Raw genomic sequence first — 17,931 nt, forward strand, 5'->3', positions numbered from 1 at the left:
GCCGAAAGTGCTGGCGCAGGGAGGGAGATGAGATGCCGAGGGTGAAACACGGCGCGCACAACGAGGGCGTCGCCATCGACCGGCAGGTCGAACTCGTGGGTGCCCGCATCCGCAGCCTGCGCGGGGCGCGGTCCCTCACGCTCGTGCAGGTTGCCGAGCTCTCGGGCCTCTCCCACTCGTTCCTCAGTCAGGTCGAGAACGGCAGGGCGCGACCGAGCTTCGCTTCCCTCGAACGCATCGCCCGCGCACTCGGCACCACGCAGCTGGAGCTCTTCGCGGCGCTCGCGCAATCCGCGCCCGCCGCGATGCCGACGTCGGGTGCCGTCGTCATCGACGAGGGGGTCGGTGTCTCCGGCCCGTTCGCAGAGGGCTCGGCCCGGGTGCTCGTGACCGGCGCATCCGCTTTCACGCCCATGGAGTTCATCGCACGCAATCGCGACTTCGGCGAGTACTTCGTGCACGACGAGGAGGAGTTCTGCTACGTGGTCGACGGCTTGGTCGAAGGTGACTTCGGCGGCACCGAGACCCGCGTCCTGCACACCGGCCAGGCGTTCTACTACCGCGGAGGCACCCCTCACCGCTGGCGCTCACCCGATGGCGGCGTGTACCGGGTGCTCGTGGTGAAGCAGCGGATCCAACCGGATGCCGGCACCTCGCCCGGCCCGACGCCGGGCACGGAGCGCACCGGCTCATGACCACGGTCGCTCCCGAATTCGAGGTGATCGTGCGCGGCCGAACGGCGATCGCCGAGCGCGTCGTGCGTGTCGACCTCGAGCGAGCCGACGGCGAGCCGTTCCCCGACTGGCGGCCGGGTGCGCACCTCGACCTCGTGCTGCCGATCGGCGTCGAACGCCAGTACTCGCTCTGCGGCGACCCGGCTGATCGCGATGTCTGGACGATCGGCGTTCTCCGCGAGGAGCGCGGCCGCGGCGGCTCCGATTGGGTGCACGATGTCCTCGAGGTGGGCGGGTCGATTCGCGTGCGCGGCCCCTGGAACCACTTCGCGATGACGGATGCCGCGGGCTACCGTTTCGTCGCCGGTGGCATCGGCATCACGCCGCTGCTGCCGATGATCCGCGCCGCCGAGGCATCCGGTGCCTCCTGGACTCTCGACTACGCGGGAGGAGCGACGTCGCGGATGGCCTTCGCCTGCGAGCTCGCCTCGCTCGGAGGTGAACGGGTGCGGCTGCACGCCGCCGACGAGGGTCGCCGCCTCGATCTCGCAGCACTGACCCCGCAGGCAGGGGAACTCGTCTACGCGTGCGGCCCGGCGCGGATGATCGACGAGCTCACGTCGCTCTCGAACGGCTGGCCGCCCTCGACGTTGCACGTCGAGGGCTTCGAGGCAAAGCCGCTCGCCGAGCCCGTGTTGCACGAGTCCTTCGAGGTCGAGCTCCTGCTCTCGGGCGAGACCCTCACGGTGCCCCCGGAGCGCACCGTGCTCGACGTCGTCGAGGAGGCCGGGCTCTTCGTGCTCTCCTCGTGCCGCGAGGGCACGTGCGGCACGTGTGAGACCGTCGTGGTGGAGGGCGACGTCGACCACCGTGACTCGATCCTGAGCCCCGAGGAGCAGCGCGCGAACGATCGCATGATGATCTGCGTCTCGCGGGCGGCATGTCCCCGCCTCGTGCTCGAGCTATAGTGCGGGCGCTCAGCGTCCGATGCGGGCTCGCATCGCCGCGACGAGGTCGTGCTCATCTGCGCCGACGAGCATGGAGTCGCGCACCACCACACGGCCGGCGACGATCACGTACTTCGGCCGACGCCCCGGTGACGCCCACAGCAGCCCCCCGACCGGGTCGGCGACGCCGGCATCCGCGACGCCCGAGACATCCCACACGCAGAGGTCGGCGGCAGCGCCGGGCCGCAAGTTCCCGAGCTCGGGCCGGCCGAGGCCGAGTGCCGAACCCTCGGTGGCCATCCCGAGCACGTCCTGCGCTGCGAGCGCGGGGCCGAGAAGTCCGGAGACCTGCATCGCGAGCCGCGCGTCGGCGAGCAGGTGGCCCGCGTCGTTCGATCCGCCGCCGCTCGTGCCGAGCCCCACGACGATGCCCGCATCGCGGAGCGCGGCGACGGGGGCGACGCCCCAGCCCATCATGACGTCGCAGCCCGGCGCGTGGGTCGCGGTGACGCCGGATGCCGCGAGCCGGCCGATCTCGTGGTCGGTGACGCCGCAGAGGTGGGCGATCGTGACATCGGGCGCGAGCCAGCCCCACTCCTCGAGCAGGTCGAGCGGGCGCCGGCCGAACCGCTCGAGCGCGATCGCGACGTCGACCTGCTCGCTCGCCTGGGTGCGGCGGCGGAGTCCGTGTCGCGCGGCGACCTCGCCGAGCAGGCGGAACGTCGCCTCGCCGTCGCTGTGCACGCCGGCCGGCCCGACCGCGAGCTGCAGCATGCCGTCGGCCGAGACGCCGCCTGCGCCGAGCGGGAGCGCCTGCGCGATCGCCTCGGCGGAGGTCGCAGCCTCATCGGGATCGTCGCGAGCGGCGCCGCGGACGAAGGCGAGACGCGCACCGAGGTCGCGGGCGGCATCTGCCGTCGCCTGTGCGATGCCGACGGTGTCGGTGCCGCTCGGCCAGGTGAGGTGATGGTCGGCGACTGTGGTCACCCCGGACAGCAGGCCCTCGGCGACCCCGACTCGTGCGGCGACCGAGGCGAGCTCGGGGTCGACGACAGCCGTCGAGTACGCGGCCGCCATCGCCGGCAACCACTCCGCCATCGGCACGCTGCGGGTGCCGGGCAGGGTGCGGAACGCGCTCTGCAAGAGGTGGTGATGGGCGTTCACGAGGCCGGCGGTGACCACGCAACCGGTCACGTCGATCGACTCGGCCGCCGGTTGCGGTTCTTCGACAATCGCGCCGTCGGCCACATGGAGGTCGCCGCCCCGCACGGTGCGGGGGTCGATGAGGATCGCTTCGGCGCCGGTGAGGGAGAGCATGCCCACCGTTGTAGCAATGGCGTGTGTCGCGGGTGTGTCGGATGCCCACGGGTGCGGCGCGGCGCGGCGCGGGTGGTTTCGATACGCCTGCTTCGCTGGCTACTCAACCAGCGGGCGCTGGCTACTCAACAACCGGGGAGGGCTCCCGGTCGTGGGCGACACCGGGTCGCGCGGCGAGGTAGCGCATGCTGCACCCGGCGAGCAGGGCGCCGACACCGCCGATGAGCAGGTCTCCGATCGAGTCCGTGTAGCCGACGTAGATCTCGCCGTCGATGAAGTTGTGCCCGAACCACTCGAACATCTCCCACAACACGCCGAGCGAGAGTCCGAGCGCGGTGGTCATGAGTGCGGCCGACACCGCCGGGCGCGGGAGCGTCGCGGCATCCGCCACGATGCCGAATCGCACGAGCAGGAGGTAGGCGAGCGCCGCCCAGATTCCATTGGTGAGGAAGTGGATCGGGAGGTCCCACCAGCGCACCGTGATGTAGATGTCCAGCACGCTGCTCCAGGCAGCGGCGAGCGACGCGACACCGAACACGATGTCGAAGGCGGGCCGAACGCCCAGAAGACGAGGGAGGAACATCGCGCCGGTCACGAGCACGAAGCTCAGCCCGGAGAGCGGACCCCAGCCGATGCCCGCGACGACGATGCTGGTCGCCGCAAGCACCCGGAGCGCGTCGGCGGCCACCTCGCCGGCCCCTTGAGGGGCACGCAGCAGTGTGCGGATCATGGCAGCAGACTAGCCCCGCCCCGACGCCTTCGACGAGGGGTTGTCGTAGCGCAAAACCGCCTGCACTGGTTCGTGATCGGATGCCGCCATGCCGTCGAACCGCGCGGCGTTGATGCCCGTGCTCACCACCTCGACTCCCTCGCCCAGGAGGATGAGGTCGATGCGCTTGCCGCCCGGGCGGCGGCCCCGATAGTTCGAGAAGGTGCCCCACTGCGGCGTCAGTTGCTCGGCCGCCACCTCCCAGGCGTCACGGAGCACCCCGTCCGTCGTCAGCCGGCGGTAGACGGCCGAACCCTCGCCCGCGTTGAAGTCCCCGGTCACGACGATCGCAGTGCCCGGCTGGGCGTCACGAGCCTCCTGCACGAGCTTCAGGATGAACTGCGCCGACTCGAGCCGCGACCGCCACGAGAGATGATCCAGATGGGTGTTGAAGGCGACGAGCGGTGCTTCGGTCGCCCGATCGGTGAAGGTGGCCGACACGACGATTCGCCGTGTCACGTTGCCCCACGACCTGGAGCCGTCCAGATCCGGCGTCGCCGACAGGGCGAGCTGCTGCCAGTTCGTCATCTTCAATCGCCGCGAGTCGTAGTAGATGGCGCAATGCTCGCCGGTACCCGTCGGATTACGGCCGCGCCCGATCCATCGGTAGTGCGGCCCGAGGGCGTCCGCGATGAAGTCGACCTGGTCGGTCAATGCCTCCTGCACGCCCAGGAGCGTCGGCTGCTCTGCGGCGAGGATGCGCTGGACGAGCTGCCTGCGCGTGACCCAACGATCGGGACTTCCCGGCCTGACGCGGGCGAAGCGCCGGCGGATGTTGAAGGTCATCACATGCAGGTCAGGTGGCGACACCGGACCGATCAGCGCGGCATCGGTCATTGCCTCAGCGTAGTTCGCGATGCGATGGCACGCTGGCGATTCACGCCCCGCGGCACCCGTACCAGGCGTACGATCGGCCCCGGGGGTGGTGCGCGATGTCGGGTATCAACGGATCGATCGTGCGGGGCCGCGTCGCGGCATCCGTCGTGGCAGTATTCGTGCTGGCGGTCGGCCTCATCGGCTGCACGCCGGGAGACTCATCGGCGCTCCCGCCCGTGATCGTGGAGCTCGAGTCGGCCGACGGAACGACGGTCGAGGTGCCGGAGGGCGGCACCATCGACCTGACTGGAGACGACGACACTTTCACCGAGTGGACGGCCGACATTGCCGACTCCGATGTGGTCGAGTTCGAGCCCGGCCGAGACGACGGGAGTGCCCAGTTCAACCCGGGCCTCGCGGCGAAGTCGGTTGGCGAGACCGAGGTGACCCTCGAGAACGGCGAGACCGGCGACATCGTGACGTTCACGGTCGAGGTCGTGCCGAAGACGACGGGCGGGTACTAGGGAGCGCTCTCAGCCGAGAAGCAGGTTGCGCAGCTGGTCGGCGGAGTGCACGACCGCCATCGCGTCGCCGGCCTCGGCGGGGGAGCCATAGCCCCACTCGACGAGGATCGTCGGCACGCCGTTCGCGGCAGCGCCGAGCGTGTCGTAGCCACGGTCGCCGACCATGACGGCGTTGCCGGTGTCGATGCCCTTCGCCTGCAGCCGGCGGAGCGCCTCGGCGACGACGTCGGCCTTGGTGCTGCGCTCCTCGTCGTCGCTCGCGCCCGCGATGACGTCGAAGAAGCGGGTGAGGTCGGCGTGATCGAGCACCTTGCGGGCCATGGACTCGGGCTTGCTCGTCGCGAGCGCGACCGGGATGCCCGCGGCGTGCAGCCGCTCGAGCACGCCCGCGACGCCCGGGAAGACCGGCGAGTTGAGCACGTTGTCGGCGTAGTGGTCGCGGTAGATGTTGAGGGCCGCCCACGCTTCGGCGTCGTCGAACCCGGCGCTCAGCCGCAGGCTGTCGAGCAGCGGCGGTCCGACGTAGGCGAGCAGCACGTCTTCGGAGGGCACGTCGAGCTTCAGCTCCGTGAACATGTGGGCGAGCGACGCCGTGATGTCCGATGCGGAGTCGACGATCGTGCCGTCGAGATCGAAGAGCACGGCGGACCAGGTGCGCGTCGGCGCGACGGTCGTCGTAATGGGTGTGGTCGGGGAAGTCACCGTGACATCCTACGCGGACTTAGACGTGAGCCATTCTCAGGAAAGCCTTGGCCGGTGCTTCATCAGGGAACAGTCAGGGAATCCTCAGAAGAGGCGGGAGTCGCTGTCGTCGAGCCCGCGCATCGCGTCGTAGTCGAGCACGAGGCAGCGGATGCCGCGGTCCTCGGCGAGCATGCGGGCCTGCGGCTTGATCTCCTGCGCGGCGAACACGCCCCGCACCGGCGCGAGCCGCGGATCGCGATTCATGAGCTCGAGGTAACGGGTGAGCTGCTCGACGCCGTCGATGTCGCCGCGGCGCTTGAGCTCGACCGCGACCGAGGCGCCCGAGGCATCCGTCGCCAGGATGTCGACCGGGCCGATCGCCGTCATGTACTCCCGGCGCACGAGCCGGTGGCCCTCGCCGAGGAGCTCGATCTGCTCGGCGAGCAGCTTCTGCAGGTGCGCCTCGACGCCGTCCTTCTGCAGGCCCGGGTCGGCGCCGAGCTCGTGAGCCGAATCGTGCAGGACCTCGTGGATCGACACGATGAGCTGGTCGGCGGTCTTCGTGTGCGTGACCTTCCAGAGCTCGCGGATGCCGGCCTCGCGCTGGTCTTCGTCGGGCTCGAGCGTCGCGAGCGTGCACGGCGGGCTCATCCAGTTGAGCGGCTTGTAGCTGCCGCCGTCGGAGTGCACGAGCAGGCTGCCGTCGCCCTTGACCATGAGCAGCCGCGTGGCGAGCGGGAGATGGGCGGTGAGGCGGCCCGCGTAATCGACGGAGCAGCGGGCGATGACGAGACGCACCTGTTGAGTGTACGGGGAGCTGGCGCGTCGCTACGCGCCACGCCGGGACTCGCGAGCTGCCGGGGCCGCGAGCCCTGCGATCACCATCAGGACGAGGATCACGAGCAGCGCGTTCAGGATGCCGAACTGCTGGCCGAGGAACCCGAGGAACGGCGGGCCGGCGAGGAACGCGCAGTATCCGATGATCGCCACGGCGCTCACGCGTGCGGCGGCGGTGCGGCGGTCGGGCACGTCGGCCGCGGCCGACATGCCGACGGGGAAGCCGAGCGCGCCGCCGATGCCCCAGAGCACGGTGCCGACGATGAGCATCCACGGCTCGGTGGCGTAGATGAAGAGCGCCAGGCCGGCGACACCGGTGGCCGCGAGGACGCGCAGCATCGTCACACGGCCGAAGCGGTCGATGAACGGGCCGCCGAGCACGCGCGCCGCCGTCATCGCCACGGTGAAGACGGTGAAGACCGCGGCGCCGATCGTCTCGTCGTACCCGTGCCCGTCGACCACCGCGAGGGCGAGCCAGTCGTTGGCGCTGCCTTCGGCGAAGGACATGCCGAGCACCACCACGCCGATCAGAATCAATCGCAACTCCGACCAGACCGAGAGGCTCTCGCGCAAGCGCTCGCGCCATGGCACTCGGGGCGCCTCGGTGTGCGGGTCGTCGCCGAGCTCCTCGCGCAGCGGCACGAAGCGCACGGCGACGATGACACCGATCGCGATGAGCACCGCGATGACGACGAGATGTACGGCGACATTGATGGAGAGAGCGGATGCCGCGGCGGCGAGCCCTGCGCCGGCGACCGTGCCGAAGCTGAAGAACGCGTGCATGAGCGGCATGAGCGTGCGGCCGATCTCGCGTTCGGCTTCCGCCCCCTCGACGTTCATCATCACGTCGACCGCGCCGTTGCCGAATCCGAATAGCGCGAGGCCGATCACGAGGAGCGGGATCGACGGCATGACGGAACCGCCGAGTCCCACCAGCACGAGACCCGCCGACACGGTCACGAGCGCGCCGATCATGCCGGCGCGTGCGCCGAAGCGTGCCAGGACTCCTGGCGCGGCGATGAGACCCACCACGGAGGCGATCGACCCGCTCAAGATGACGAGGCCGACGCCCTGGGTGTTGAGGCTCGTGTCGTCGCGGATCGCCGGGATGCGAGCCACCCAGCTCGCGAGGCTGAGTCCGCTGAGGAAGAAGACCGTGAAGATGGCGTTGCGCCACCCGATGAGTTCACGGGTGGAGCGGCTCGTTCGTGTCATTTCGCGTGGTGTTTCCGTCATGATCTCTACTTCATTGTCTCGGACCCGGCCGTGAAGGTCGAATCGATTCGACAACCCCCGGTTGAAGAACCATATCGATGACCCCCGAGGTCCGCAACACCACTCGCACACCCGTCTTCCGCGACGTCGAAAGTGCAGTTGGTGTCGGAATGGCGGCCGAATAACGACACGAACTGCACTCTCGAAGCGTGACCGGGGAGTTCGAGGTGCGAGGAGTGACGGATGCCGCGGCATCCGTGGATACGATGAGCTGACTGGCACTCGGGGCATCCGGACACAATCCCGCCCCGACCCAGAGCCGGAGACGAGCCGGCTCGCGTTCCAGAGAAACACCGAGGTTTCGATGAAGGCCCTTTTCAAGCCCGCACCCGGCGCGGGGCTCGAGTACGTCGATCGCCCTGAGCCCGAGACCGGCCCTGCCGATGTGAAGATCCGGGTGCTGCGCACGGGCATCTGCGGCACCGACCTGCACATCGAGCGCTGGGACGACTGGGCGGCCTCCACGATCGCGGCCCCGCTCATTCCGGGCCACGAGTTCTACGGCGAGGTCGTCGAGGTCGGCGAGCTCGTGCACGACGTCATCGTGGGCGACCGAGTGTCGGGCGAGGGCCACATCGTGTGCGGCATGTGCCGCAACTGCCGCGCGGGGCGACGGCAGATGTGCATCCGCACGCAGGGCGTGGGCCTGCAGCGCGACGGAGCGTTCGCCGAGTTCGTCGTGATCCCCGGGGCCAACGTGTGGGTGCACACGTCGCCCATCGAGCCGAACGTCGGCGCGATCTTCGACCCGTTCGGCAACGCGGTGCACACCGCGCTCACGTTCTCGGTCGTCGGTGAAGACGTGCTCGTCACGGGCTGCGGCCCGATCGGCCTCATGTCGATCGCGGTCGCGCGGCACGTCGGCGCCCGCTTCATCGTCGCGACCGATGTCAGCCCCTCGCGGCTCGAACTCGCGATGGAGATGGGCGCGGATGCCGCGGTCGACGTGACGGTCGAGAACCTCCACGACGTGCAGCACCGACTCGGCATGCGCGAGGGCTTCGACGTCGGCTTCGAGATGAGCGGAGCGCCATCCGCCCTGCCGCAGATGATCGAGAACATGAACCACGGCGGCCGCATCGCCCTGCTCGGCCTCCCCGCCGAGCCCTTCGCGATCGACTGGGGCAAGGTCGTGACGCACATGCTCACGATGAAGGGCATCTACGGGCGCGAGATGTTCGAGACCTGGAACTCGATGAGCGCGATGCTGCAGACGAGCGAGACGCTGCACGATCGCGTCGCCTCGATCATCTCGGATCGCTATCCGGCACGCGAGTGGCGCGCGGCGTTCGACGCCGCGGCATCCGGCGGTGTCGGCAAGGTCATCCTCGACTGGACGGAGCTGTGATGTACGGAACGGTGAAGGAACAGCTGCGAGCCGAGCTCGCCGAGATCGAGGCGGCGGGGCTCACGAAGCGCGAACGCGGCATCCGAGGACCGCAGTCGTCGGAGATCGAGGTCGCCGGCCGCGAGGTGCTGAACTTCTGCGCCAACAACTACCTGGGCCTCGCGAACGATCCGCGCATCGTCGAGGCCGCCCGCCGCGGGCTCGACGAGTGGGGCTACGGGCTCGCGAGCGTGCGATTCATCTGCGGCACGCAAGAGCTCCACCTCCGGCTCGAGGAGCGGATGTCTGAGTTCCTCCGCGTCGACGCGACGATCCTCTTCTCCTCGTGCTTCGACGCGAACGGCGGCATCTTCGAGGTGCTCTTCGGGCCCGATGACGCGATCATCTCCGACGAGCTCAACCACGCGTCGATCATCGACGGCATCCGTCTCTCGAAGGCCGCTCGGTATCGCTACAAGAATCGCGACATGGCCGACCTCGAGGCCCAGCTCGCCGCGGCATCCGACGCCCGTCGCCGAGTGGTCGTGACCGACGGCGTCTTCTCGATGGACGGCTACCTCGCCCCGCTCGCCGAGATCTGCGACCTCGCGGAGCGCTACGACGCCCTCGTATTCGTCGACGACTCGCACGCCGTCGGCTTCGTGGGGGAGCACGGCCGCGGCACTCCCGAGTTCTGCGGGGTCGAGGGCCGTGTCGACATCTCCACGGGCACCTTCGGCAAGGCGCTCGGCGGGGCATCCGGCGGCTATGTCGCGGGCCGACGCGAGATCGTCGACCTGCTGCGCCAGCGAGCGCGCCCGTATCTCTTCTCGAACACGCTCGCGCCCGCGATCGTCGCGGGCACCCTGCAGGCGCTCGACCTCGTCGAGCAGTCGGGTGAGTTGCGGGCCACGCTGCGCCGCAACGCCGAGCTGTTCCGGTCGCTGATGACGGATGCCGGGTTCGACCTGCTGCCCGGCGAGCACGCGATCGTGCCGGTGATGTTCGGCGATGCCGTGCTCACGGGCCGGATGGCCGAGGCCTTGCAGCGGCGCGGCGTGTTCGTCACGGCGTTCAGCTTCCCCGTCGTGCCGCGAGAGAAGGCGCGCATTCGCGTGCAGCTGTCGGCCGCGCACTCCGACGACGAGATCCGGCGCTGCGTCGAGGCGTTCGTCGCGGCGTGCGACGAGGTGGCCGCAGCCGTCTGACCGCGGCGCAAATGCAGGCGATTTCGACGTATGCATCCGCTCTGCGGGGGCATAGGCGCGTTTCCCCTGCATTTCTTCGGCGCGGATTCGCCAGCCGCCCATCAGGGCCCACTCGAATCGATTCGGCTTACAATCGGCGTATGCAGACGGATTCCGCTCCGCGCCCCACACTCGCCGACGTCGCGGCGAAGGCCGGGGTGTCGGCGTCGACGGCGTCGCTCGCCTTCAGCGGCTCAGGACCGGTGTCGGATGCCACGAAGGCGCGCGTGCTCGCCGCCGCCACCGACCTCGGCTACGCCGGGCCCGACCCGCGAGCGCGCTCGCTCCGCCAGGGCCGCTCGGGCATCGTGGGGGTGGTGCTCGAGGAGCGAGTCCGCGCCGCCTTCCTCGACCCCGTGAAGATCCAGACCCTCGACGGCATCACCGAGGGCATCGCTCCGCTCGGGGCGGGCCTCCTGCTCCTCACCGACACCGGCGAGGCCGGCGGCCAGGCCGTGGGCATCGAGAGCGCCCCGGTCGACGCGGTCGTGCTCATCGGATGCAGTCCACGGCTCGCGCACTCGGTCGAGGTGCTCCGGCGGCGCGGCATCCCCGCCGTGGCGATCGAGGGGGATACGGGCGAGGACATCCCCGAGATCTCGATCGACAACCGCAACGCCACTCGCCGCGGCGCCGAGTACCTGCGGGAGCTCGGCCACACGCGAGTCTCCCTCGTCACCCTGCCCCTCGATGCGGAGCGCACCCGCGGCCCGCTCACCGCCGCGCTCGAACGAGACAGCACCACGGCCGTCGCGACCGAACGCCTCGCGGGCGCTCGCGCCGTGTTTCCCGGCGCCACCGGCCGCGCAGCCGCCGCGAGCTCGATCGAAGAGGGACTCGAGGCGGGCCGGGCACTGCTCGCCGACACCGCGAACCGGCCCACAGCGATCATCGCGCAGAGCGACCTCCTCGCGGCCGGCGTGATCCAGGCGGCCGAGGAGCTCGGCATCGCCGTGCCGCGCGAGCTCAGCGTGCTCGGCTTCGACGGCATCCGCGTCGACGGCCTGCAGCACGACCTCACGACCCTCGTGCAGCCCTCGGTCGCGAAGGGCCGTGCGGCCGGAGAGGCGGTCGTGCGGATGCTCGCGGGTGAGTCACCCGGCATCCGTCGCCTTCGTCAGCACCCTGCACATCGGTGACACGACGGCGCCGCGCGTCACTGAACCTTGACGGGTTTGATCGGCCGCGCGGTCGTAGGCTGACGACATGAGCGTCGACCTCGAAGCGACCTATCGTGACCTGCACGCGAACCCCGAGCTGTCCTTCCAGGAGCATCGCACCGCAGGCATCGTCGCCGACCGGCTCCGATCCTTCGGCTACGACGTCACGACGGGCATCGGCACGACCGGCGTGCTCGGCCTTCTGCGCAACGGCGACGGGCCGACCGTGCTGCTCCGCGCCGACATGGACGCCCTGCCCGTCGAAGAGGACACGGGCCTGCCGTATGCGAGCAGCGCGCGCGGCGTCGACCACGAGGGCAACGACGTGCCGGTCATGCACGCGTGCGGCCACGACGTGCACGTCACGTGCCTGCTCGGGGCGGCCGAGCGGCTCGCCGGCGACCGCGCCGAGTGGACGGGCACCCTCGCCGTGGTGTTCCAGCCCGCCGAGGAGTGGGGCGGCGGCGCCGGCGTGATGGTGAACGACGGGCTGTACGACCTGGTGCCGAAGCCCGACATCGTGCTCGGCCAGCACGTCGGCCCACTGCCAGCGGGGTTCGCGGCAGTGCGGGCGGGCGTCGCGTTCGCGAGCAGCGACTCGCTGACCGTCGTGCTGCACGGAGCAGGCGGTCACGGGTCGCGCCCCGAGACCACGGTCGACCCCATCGTGATGGCCGCGGCGACGATCATGCGATTGCAGACCATCGCGTCCCGCGAGATCGCGGCCGCCGAGGGTGCGGTCGTCACGGTCGGCCAGGTGCACAGCGGCACGAAGAACAACATCATCCCGTCCGAAGCGCGGCTCGGCCTCACGGTGCGCACGTTCGATGACGCCGTGCGCGTGAGGGTGCTCGCAGCGATCGAGCGCGTCGTGAAGGCGGAGGCCGCGGCATCCGGCGCCATGATCGAGCCCGAGGTGCACCACGACGACCATTACCCGCGCACCGTCAACGACGAGGCCGCGACGGCGCGTACGGCCGCGGCCCTGCGCCGGCTGCTCGGCGACGATCGCGTGCTGGACCCGGGCGTCGTCTCGGGCAGCGAGGATGTGAACGTGCTCGCCACCTCGGCGGGCGCACCCCTCTGCTACTGGCTCCTCGGCGGGGCCGACCCGGCCCTCTTCGCCGACTTCCACAGCACGGGGCGGTTGCCCGACCACCTGCCGTCGAATCACTCGCCGAAGTTCGCACCGGTGATCGAGCCGACGCTCACGGTCGGTGTCAGCACCCTCGTCACTGCGGCTCGGGAGTGGCTCGGGGAGCGCTGAGCCCGTCGCGAGCGCGCCGCGCACGGATGGTCGCGACCGCGATCAGGGCGAGTGGCAGGATGACCGTCGCGGTGAGCGCCACCGTGAGCAGACTCGCCTCGATGGCCGTCGCGTCGTGCAGGTGCCCGAGGTGGAACACGAGATGCGGCGCCGAGAACGCAAGGTACGCGAGCAGCGCGATGACGACGAGTCGTGTTGTGGGCCAAATCGCGGCCGCGCCGAGCACGATGGCGAGCCCGAGCGTGGCGCCGCCGAAGTCGCGGAACAGGTGCTCACTGTAGGGCGGCGTGAGGTTCACGGTCGGCACGTCGCGGTAGAAGTTCTCGGGGAACAGCGACGTCCACACGCCGAGCACGAGCTCCATGAGGGCGAGCACGGCGAGGCCGATGCGCAGCGAGAGCGTCATACGCTCGCCCCGTATCTCGCGGCGAGGAACTCGGCGAACGTCGTGGTGCCGAAGGCGGGACCGGGCACGAGGTTGTGGCCGGCGGCCAGCGCGGCGAAGGTGTGGCCCGGCACCGCCACCGGCACGATCCTGCGGTGCACGGATGCCGCTGCCGCCCATTGCCGCGCGAGCTCCCGTGCAGGCAGCTGCTCGGGCCCGCCGACGTCGGGAACGCGGCCCGCGGGCTCGCCGCCGGCCAGCTCGGCGAGCCGGGCCGCGACGTCGCCGGCCGCGATCGGCTGGAACGAGATCTTCGGGGCGAACACGACGGGCAGGAACCGCTGCGCCGTGAAGAGCCCGACGACGAGTTCGTGAAACTGCGTCGCGCGGAGGATGGTGTGGGGGAGGCCCGACGACTCGAGCAGGTGCTCGACGTCGAGCTTCTGCCGGTAATAGCCGAGCGGGATCCGGTCGACGCCCACGATGGAGACGTAGACGACGTGGCCGACGCCGGCCGCTCGCGACGCATCGAGGAGTGTTCGCATGAGCGGGACGTCGCCGAAGCTGCTCCGCGTCGCGAGGTGCACGATCGTGCCGGTGCCGGCGACCGCCTCTCGGATTCCCTGGCCCGAGCGCAGATCACCGACGACGCGACCCGGGCCCTCGTGGCGGCTGAGCACCCGAACGTCGTGCCCGGCGGATCGGAGGAGTTCGACCGTGGGCCTGCCGAGTCGGCCCGTGCCGCCGGTGACGAGGATGGTGGTCATCTTTGCCTTTCGTTCACGAGTTCACGAGTTCACGCCGGCACGCCCGTGACCATCCAGGCCGAGCCTCGAGCGCGGAGCGACAGGGTGACGGCGCGGGCGGCGAGGTAGCCGATCGCGAACGTGGCCACGAGCCACGCGGGCCCGGCAGCCCCGGCGGGCGCCACCGCCACGACCGCGACGGCGAGCGGCACGAACACGGCGAGGTTCAGGAGGCCGGTCCAGGCCAGGTAGCGCACGTCGCCGGCGCCGATGAGCACGCCGTCGAGCACGAACACGAGTCCTCCGAGCGGCGCCGAGATGCCGAGCACCACGAGCGCGGGCGGCAGGAGCGCCGCGACCTCGCCCGAGCTCGTGAACACCGCCGGGAGCACCCACGCCGTGGCGACGACGACGGCACCGGCCACGGCGCCGCTCGCGACGCCCCACTGCAGGCAGCGCCGCAGCACCATCCGCACCGCGTCGACGTCGCCCGAACCGAGCCCGTGCCCGATGAGTGCTTGCGCGGCGATCGCGAGCGCGTCGAGCGCGAACCCGAGCGTGAAGTAGATCGTGATCGCGACCTGGAACGCCGCGAGCTCCTCTGAGCCGAGCGCCGTCGCCGCCCACGTCGCGAGCAGGAGCGCGGCCCTCAGGCTCAGGGTGCGCACGAACAGCCAGCCTCCCGAGGCCACCCCGCGCAGCACGCCCGCGTGGTGCGGCCACGGATTCGCGCCGACCCTCGCGGCATGCCGGCCGGCGACCACGAGGTAGACCGCGACCATGCCCCATTGCGCGATGACCGTGCCCACGGCGGAGCCCGCGATGCCCCAGCCGGCGACGTAGATGAAGACGTAGTTCAAGGCGATGTTCACGGCGAAGCCGATGCCGGCGACGAAGAGCGGCGTGCGCGTGTCTTGCAGCCCGCGCAGCAGGCCCGTCGCCGCGAAGACGATGAGCATCGCCGGCAGCCCGGCCATCGAGATCGTGAGATAGACGGATGCCGCGGCGGTCACGTCGGCCGAAGCGCCGAACGCGCCCGCCAGCACGGGCGCCGCCCACCACCCGGCGAGGGCGAGCACCGCGCCGATGCCGAGCGCGAGCCACAACCCGTCGATGCCGGATGCCACGGCGCCGCGCTCGTCGCCCGCGCCGAGTCGCCGCGACACCGCGGGGGTCGTCGCGTAGGCGAGGAACACCATGAGGCCGATGATCGTCTGCAGCACCGCGCTCGCCAGACCGAGTCCCGCGAGGGGCGTCGCCCCGAGGTGGCCGACCATCGCCGTGTCGGCGAGCAGGAACAGCGGCTCGGCGATGAGCGCCCCGAGCGCGGGCACGGCGAGGCGCAGGATGTCGCGGTCGACGCCGCGGGACGTGGTGGTGCTGATGGTTCCGAGCCTACGCGGCGGGGTCGACACGGCCGGCTCGCGGCATCCGCTCGCCCGATCAGGTCTCGACGATCTCCTTGCCGAGCGGCGCGAGCGAGATGGGCACCATCTTGAAGTCGGCGATGCCGAGGGGGATTCCGATGATCGTGATGCAGAGCGCGATGCCCGAGACGACGTGGGCGATCGCGAGCCAGATGCCCGCGAGCACGAACCAGATGATGTTGCCGAGGAACGACCACACGCCCGCGGTGGGTTTCTGCACGACCTCGCGCCCGAACGGCCAGAGCGCGTACTTCGCGATGCGGAACGAGGCGATGCCCCACGGGATCGTGATGATGAGCACGCACATGATCACGCCCGCGAGCATGTAGCCGAGGAACAGCCAGAAGCCCGACAGCACGAGCCAGATGATGTTGAGCACGGTCTTCATGACCGAAGTCTAGGAGCGCTTCCCGCCGCGAACCATGGCGAGGGGCGAGGAGGTCTAGAGTACCGAGGTGACCACACGCTCGACGGTGGACGCGACGCGGCGCGGTCCGGCCCGCCGCGGCCTTCGACTGCACCCCGCGCAGACCGTGGTCCTCGGCTTCGCGGCGGCGGTCCTCGCCGGAACTGCGCTGCTCTCCCTGCCCTTCGCGACCACGACCGGCACGGGCGCTTCCTTCGTCGATGCGCTCTTCACGGCGACCTCGGCGGTCTGCGTGACGGGCCTCGTGGTCGTCGACACCCCCACGTACTGGAGCTCGTTCGGGCAGGTCGTGATCCTCGTGCTCATCCAGCTCGGCGGCCTCGGCATCATGATCTTCGCGTCGCTCATCGGCCTCGTGCTCGCGCGCAAGCTCTCGGTTCGGTCGCGGCTCAACACGGCGGCCGAGGCGAAGGCCGTCGGCTACGACGACGTGCGTGGGCTCGTGCGCGGCATCGTCCTCATCTCGCTCGTGGTCGAGGCCGCGACGTTCCTCCTCCTGTTCCTGCGCTTCGTGTTCGGGTACGGCTACAGCCTGGGCGACGCCGCGTGGCACGCACTGTTCCATTCCGTGTCGTCGTTCAACAACGCGGGGTTCGCGCTCTACAGCGACAACCTCATGGGGTTCGTGAGCGATCCGTTCATCTGCCTGCCCATCGCCGCGGCCGTGATCCTCGGCGGCCTCGGCTTCCCGGTCATCATGCAGTTGCGAAAGGAGTTCCGCCGTCCGCTGCACTGGTCGATGAACACGAAGATCGTGCTGTGGGCCACGGTCGTGCTGCTCGTGCTCGGCACCGTCTACATCACCCTGATCGAGTGGGACAACCCCAAGACGCTCGGAGCCCTCGACCCGGGCGCACGAATTCTCGCGGGCTTCTTCCAATCGGTGCAGGCGCGCACCGCCGGGTTCAACTCGATCGACATCGCCGCGATGCATCCCGAGTCGTGGCTCGGTACCGATGTGCTCATGTTCATCGGGGCAGGGCCCGCTGGTACGGCGGGCGGCATCAAGGTCACGACGTTCGCCGTGCTCTTCTTCATCATCATGACGGAGCTCCGCGGCGAGGGTGCCGTGAACATCTTCGGCAAGCGACTCTCTCGCGCGGTGCACCGCCAGGCGATCACCGTCGCCCTCATCGCGGTCGCCGCGGTGATGGCGGGCACACTCGCCCTGATGTTCATCACGGGCCTCGACCTCGACCGCGTGCTCTACGAGGCGATCTCGGCGTTCGGCACGGTGGGGCTCTCCACGGGCATCACGGTCGATCTTCCGGATGCCGCGAAGCTCGTGCTCGTCGCGCTCATGTTCCTCGGCCGGCTCGGGCCGTTGACCCTCGGATCGGCCATCGCGCTCCGCGACCGCCGCATCCTCTACGAATACCCCAAGGAAAGGCCCGCCATTGGCTAGATTCTCGATCTTCGGCGGCGACAACTCGCGCCGCATCGCTGAGGCCGACTCCGTCGTCGTCATCGGGCTCGGGCGATTCGGCAGCTCGCTGGCCCGCGAACTCATGGCACGGGGCACCGATGTGCTCGGCATCGACTCCGACGAGGAGCTCGTGCAGGCGCACAACGGTGAACTCACTCAGGTGGTGCGCGCCGACTCCACGAAGGAGGAGGCGCTGCGCCAGCTCGCCGTCGACGAGTTCGACCGCGTCGTCGTGGCGATCGGCAGCGACATCCAGGCCTCGATCCTCACGTGCTCCGTGCTGCTCGGAATGGGCGTGCCGATCATCTGGGCGAAGGCCGTCGACGACCGGCACGGGCTCATCCTCGAGCAGCTCGGCGTGCACCACGTGATCTACCCCGAGAAGGACATGGGTCGCAAGGTCGCGCACCTCGTGCGCGGAGCCGCGCTCGACTACATCGAGGTCGACGCCGGCTACGCGCTCGTGAAGGCGTCGGCGCCGTCGTCGCTGTTCGGCAAGCGACTCGGCGACACCGGCATCCGCAAGGAGTACGGGGTCACGATCGCCGCGTTCAAGCGCGACGCAGAGGCGTGGAAGAACGCCGACGCCGACACGGTGCTCGGCCCGGGCGACACGATCCTCGTGGTGGGTCCCACGGCGAACTCTGAGAACTTCGCCCAGCTGCGCTGAACCGAA

The 17,931-nt window shown here is 70.1% G+C and carries 19 protein-coding genes; 9 read left to right on the top strand and 10 right to left on the bottom strand.

The window, feature by feature from the left end; all coding sequences use genetic code 11:
- Positions 1-32 precede the first annotated feature (32 nt).
- A complete protein-coding gene (locus QFZ29_RS18560) occupies positions 33-695 on the top strand; it encodes a helix-turn-helix domain-containing protein (protein WP_306895923.1) in 663 nt (220 codons plus the stop codon).
- A complete protein-coding gene (locus QFZ29_RS18565) occupies positions 692-1,642 on the top strand; it encodes a PDR/VanB family oxidoreductase (protein WP_306895925.1) in 951 nt (316 codons plus the stop codon). Before QFZ29_RS18560 ends, QFZ29_RS18565 begins: the two co-directional genes overlap by 4 nt.
- Positions 1,643-1,651: 9 nt before the next feature.
- Here QFZ29_RS18565 and QFZ29_RS18570 read toward each other — a convergent pair whose 3' ends face one another.
- The 3 genes from QFZ29_RS18570 to QFZ29_RS18580 all read right to left on the bottom strand — a co-directional run bounded on the left by QFZ29_RS18570 (position 1,652) and on the right by QFZ29_RS18580 (position 4,544).
- Positions 1,652-2,938, bottom strand: a complete 1,287-nt coding sequence (locus QFZ29_RS18570; RefSeq protein ID WP_306895927.1) for an amidohydrolase family protein — start codon at positions 2,936-2,938, stop codon at positions 1,652-1,654.
- A gap of 121 nt (positions 2,939-3,059) precedes the next feature.
- Complete coding sequence (locus QFZ29_RS18575) at positions 3,060-3,668, bottom strand: hypothetical protein (protein WP_306895928.1); 609 nt, start codon at positions 3,666-3,668, stop codon at positions 3,060-3,062.
- A gap of 9 nt (positions 3,669-3,677) precedes the next feature.
- Positions 3,678-4,544 carry an endonuclease/exonuclease/phosphatase family protein gene (locus tag QFZ29_RS18580; RefSeq protein ID WP_306895929.1) on the bottom strand — a complete coding sequence of 289 codons (867 nt, stop codon included), beginning with the start codon at positions 4,542-4,544 and terminating at the stop codon, positions 3,678-3,680.
- A gap of 119 nt (positions 4,545-4,663) precedes the next feature.
- Between QFZ29_RS18580 and QFZ29_RS18585 the strand changes: the two genes are divergently transcribed.
- Complete coding sequence (locus QFZ29_RS18585; protein ID WP_306895933.1) at positions 4,664-5,047, top strand: hypothetical protein; 384 nt, start codon at positions 4,664-4,666, stop codon at positions 5,045-5,047.
- Between the two features lie 9 nt (positions 5,048-5,056).
- On the opposite strand, the gene QFZ29_RS18590 is transcribed toward QFZ29_RS18585, so the two are convergent.
- The 3 genes from QFZ29_RS18590 to QFZ29_RS18600 all read right to left on the bottom strand — a co-directional run bounded on the left by QFZ29_RS18590 (position 5,057) and on the right by QFZ29_RS18600 (position 7,783).
- Complete coding sequence (locus QFZ29_RS18590) at positions 5,057-5,749, bottom strand: HAD hydrolase-like protein (protein ID WP_306895935.1); 693 nt, start codon at positions 5,747-5,749, stop codon at positions 5,057-5,059.
- An 84-nt stretch (positions 5,750-5,833) separates the two neighbouring features.
- Positions 5,834-6,529 (bottom strand): endonuclease NucS, encoded by a 696-nt coding sequence (gene nucS, locus QFZ29_RS18595; protein ID WP_129519014.1) that lies wholly within the window; start codon positions 6,527-6,529, stop codon positions 5,834-5,836.
- 30 nt (positions 6,530-6,559) lie between these two features.
- Positions 6,560-7,783 carry an MFS transporter gene (locus QFZ29_RS18600; RefSeq protein WP_306895937.1) on the bottom strand — a complete coding sequence of 408 codons (1,224 nt, stop codon included), beginning with the start codon at positions 7,781-7,783 and terminating at the stop codon, positions 6,560-6,562.
- A gap of 364 nt (positions 7,784-8,147) precedes the next feature.
- On the opposite strand from QFZ29_RS18600, the gene tdh reads away from it, so the two are divergent.
- The 4 genes from tdh to QFZ29_RS18620 all read left to right on the top strand — a co-directional run bounded on the left by tdh (position 8,148) and on the right by QFZ29_RS18620 (position 12,844).
- The gene (tdh, locus tag QFZ29_RS18605; protein ID WP_306895939.1) at positions 8,148-9,191 is read left to right on the top strand and encodes an L-threonine 3-dehydrogenase; all 1,044 of its coding nucleotides are present in this window, start codon (positions 8,148-8,150) and stop codon (positions 9,189-9,191) included.
- Positions 9,191-10,378 (top strand): glycine C-acetyltransferase, encoded by a 1,188-nt coding sequence (locus QFZ29_RS18610; protein WP_306895941.1) that lies wholly within the window; start codon positions 9,191-9,193, stop codon positions 10,376-10,378. The genes tdh and QFZ29_RS18610 overlap by 1 nt, the downstream gene beginning before the upstream one ends.
- 140 nt (positions 10,379-10,518) lie before the next feature.
- Positions 10,519-11,556, top strand: a complete 1,038-nt coding sequence (locus QFZ29_RS18615; RefSeq protein ID WP_306895942.1) for a LacI family DNA-binding transcriptional regulator — start codon at positions 10,519-10,521, stop codon at positions 11,554-11,556.
- 67 nt (positions 11,557-11,623) lie between these two features.
- Positions 11,624-12,844 (top strand): amidohydrolase, encoded by a 1,221-nt coding sequence (locus QFZ29_RS18620; RefSeq protein ID WP_306895944.1) that lies wholly within the window; start codon positions 11,624-11,626, stop codon positions 12,842-12,844.
- On the opposite strand, the gene QFZ29_RS18625 is transcribed toward QFZ29_RS18620, so the two are convergent.
- Genes QFZ29_RS18625 through QFZ29_RS18640 form a run of 4 tightly spaced genes read right to left on the bottom strand, consistent with a single transcriptional unit; the run spans position 12,810 to position 15,790 of the window.
- A complete protein-coding gene (locus tag QFZ29_RS18625; RefSeq protein ID WP_306895946.1) occupies positions 12,810-13,250 on the bottom strand; it encodes a DUF4345 family protein in 441 nt (146 codons plus the stop codon). The two genes, QFZ29_RS18620 and QFZ29_RS18625, sit on opposite strands and share 35 nt — an antisense overlap.
- The gene (locus QFZ29_RS18630) at positions 13,247-13,996 is read right to left on the bottom strand and encodes an SDR family oxidoreductase (protein ID WP_306895948.1); all 750 of its coding nucleotides are present in this window, start codon (positions 13,994-13,996) and stop codon (positions 13,247-13,249) included. Before QFZ29_RS18630 ends, QFZ29_RS18625 begins: the two co-directional genes overlap by 4 nt.
- Before the next feature lie 29 nt (positions 13,997-14,025).
- Entirely contained in the window at positions 14,026-15,390 is a 1,365-nt protein-coding gene (locus QFZ29_RS18635; protein ID WP_306895950.1) for an MATE family efflux transporter, read from the bottom strand.
- Between the two features lie 28 nt (positions 15,391-15,418).
- Positions 15,419-15,790 (bottom strand): YccF domain-containing protein, encoded by a 372-nt coding sequence (locus QFZ29_RS18640; protein WP_306895952.1) that lies wholly within the window; start codon positions 15,788-15,790, stop codon positions 15,419-15,421.
- Between the two features lie 67 nt (positions 15,791-15,857).
- Between QFZ29_RS18640 and QFZ29_RS18645 the strand changes: the two genes are divergently transcribed.
- Positions 15,858-17,234 (top strand): TrkH family potassium uptake protein, encoded by a 1,377-nt coding sequence (locus QFZ29_RS18645; protein ID WP_306895953.1) that lies wholly within the window; start codon positions 15,858-15,860, stop codon positions 17,232-17,234.
- Positions 17,227-17,925, top strand: coding sequence for a potassium channel family protein (locus tag QFZ29_RS18650; RefSeq protein WP_306895955.1), 699 nt, complete (start codon positions 17,227-17,229; stop codon positions 17,923-17,925). The genes QFZ29_RS18645 and QFZ29_RS18650 overlap by 8 nt, the downstream gene beginning before the upstream one ends.
- The last annotated feature ends 6 nt before the right edge of the window (positions 17,926-17,931 follow it).

The sequence above is a fragment of the Agromyces albus genome (assembly GCF_030815405.1).
GTDB classification, from domain to species: domain Bacteria; phylum Actinomycetota; class Actinomycetes; order Actinomycetales; family Microbacteriaceae; genus Agromyces; species Agromyces albus_A.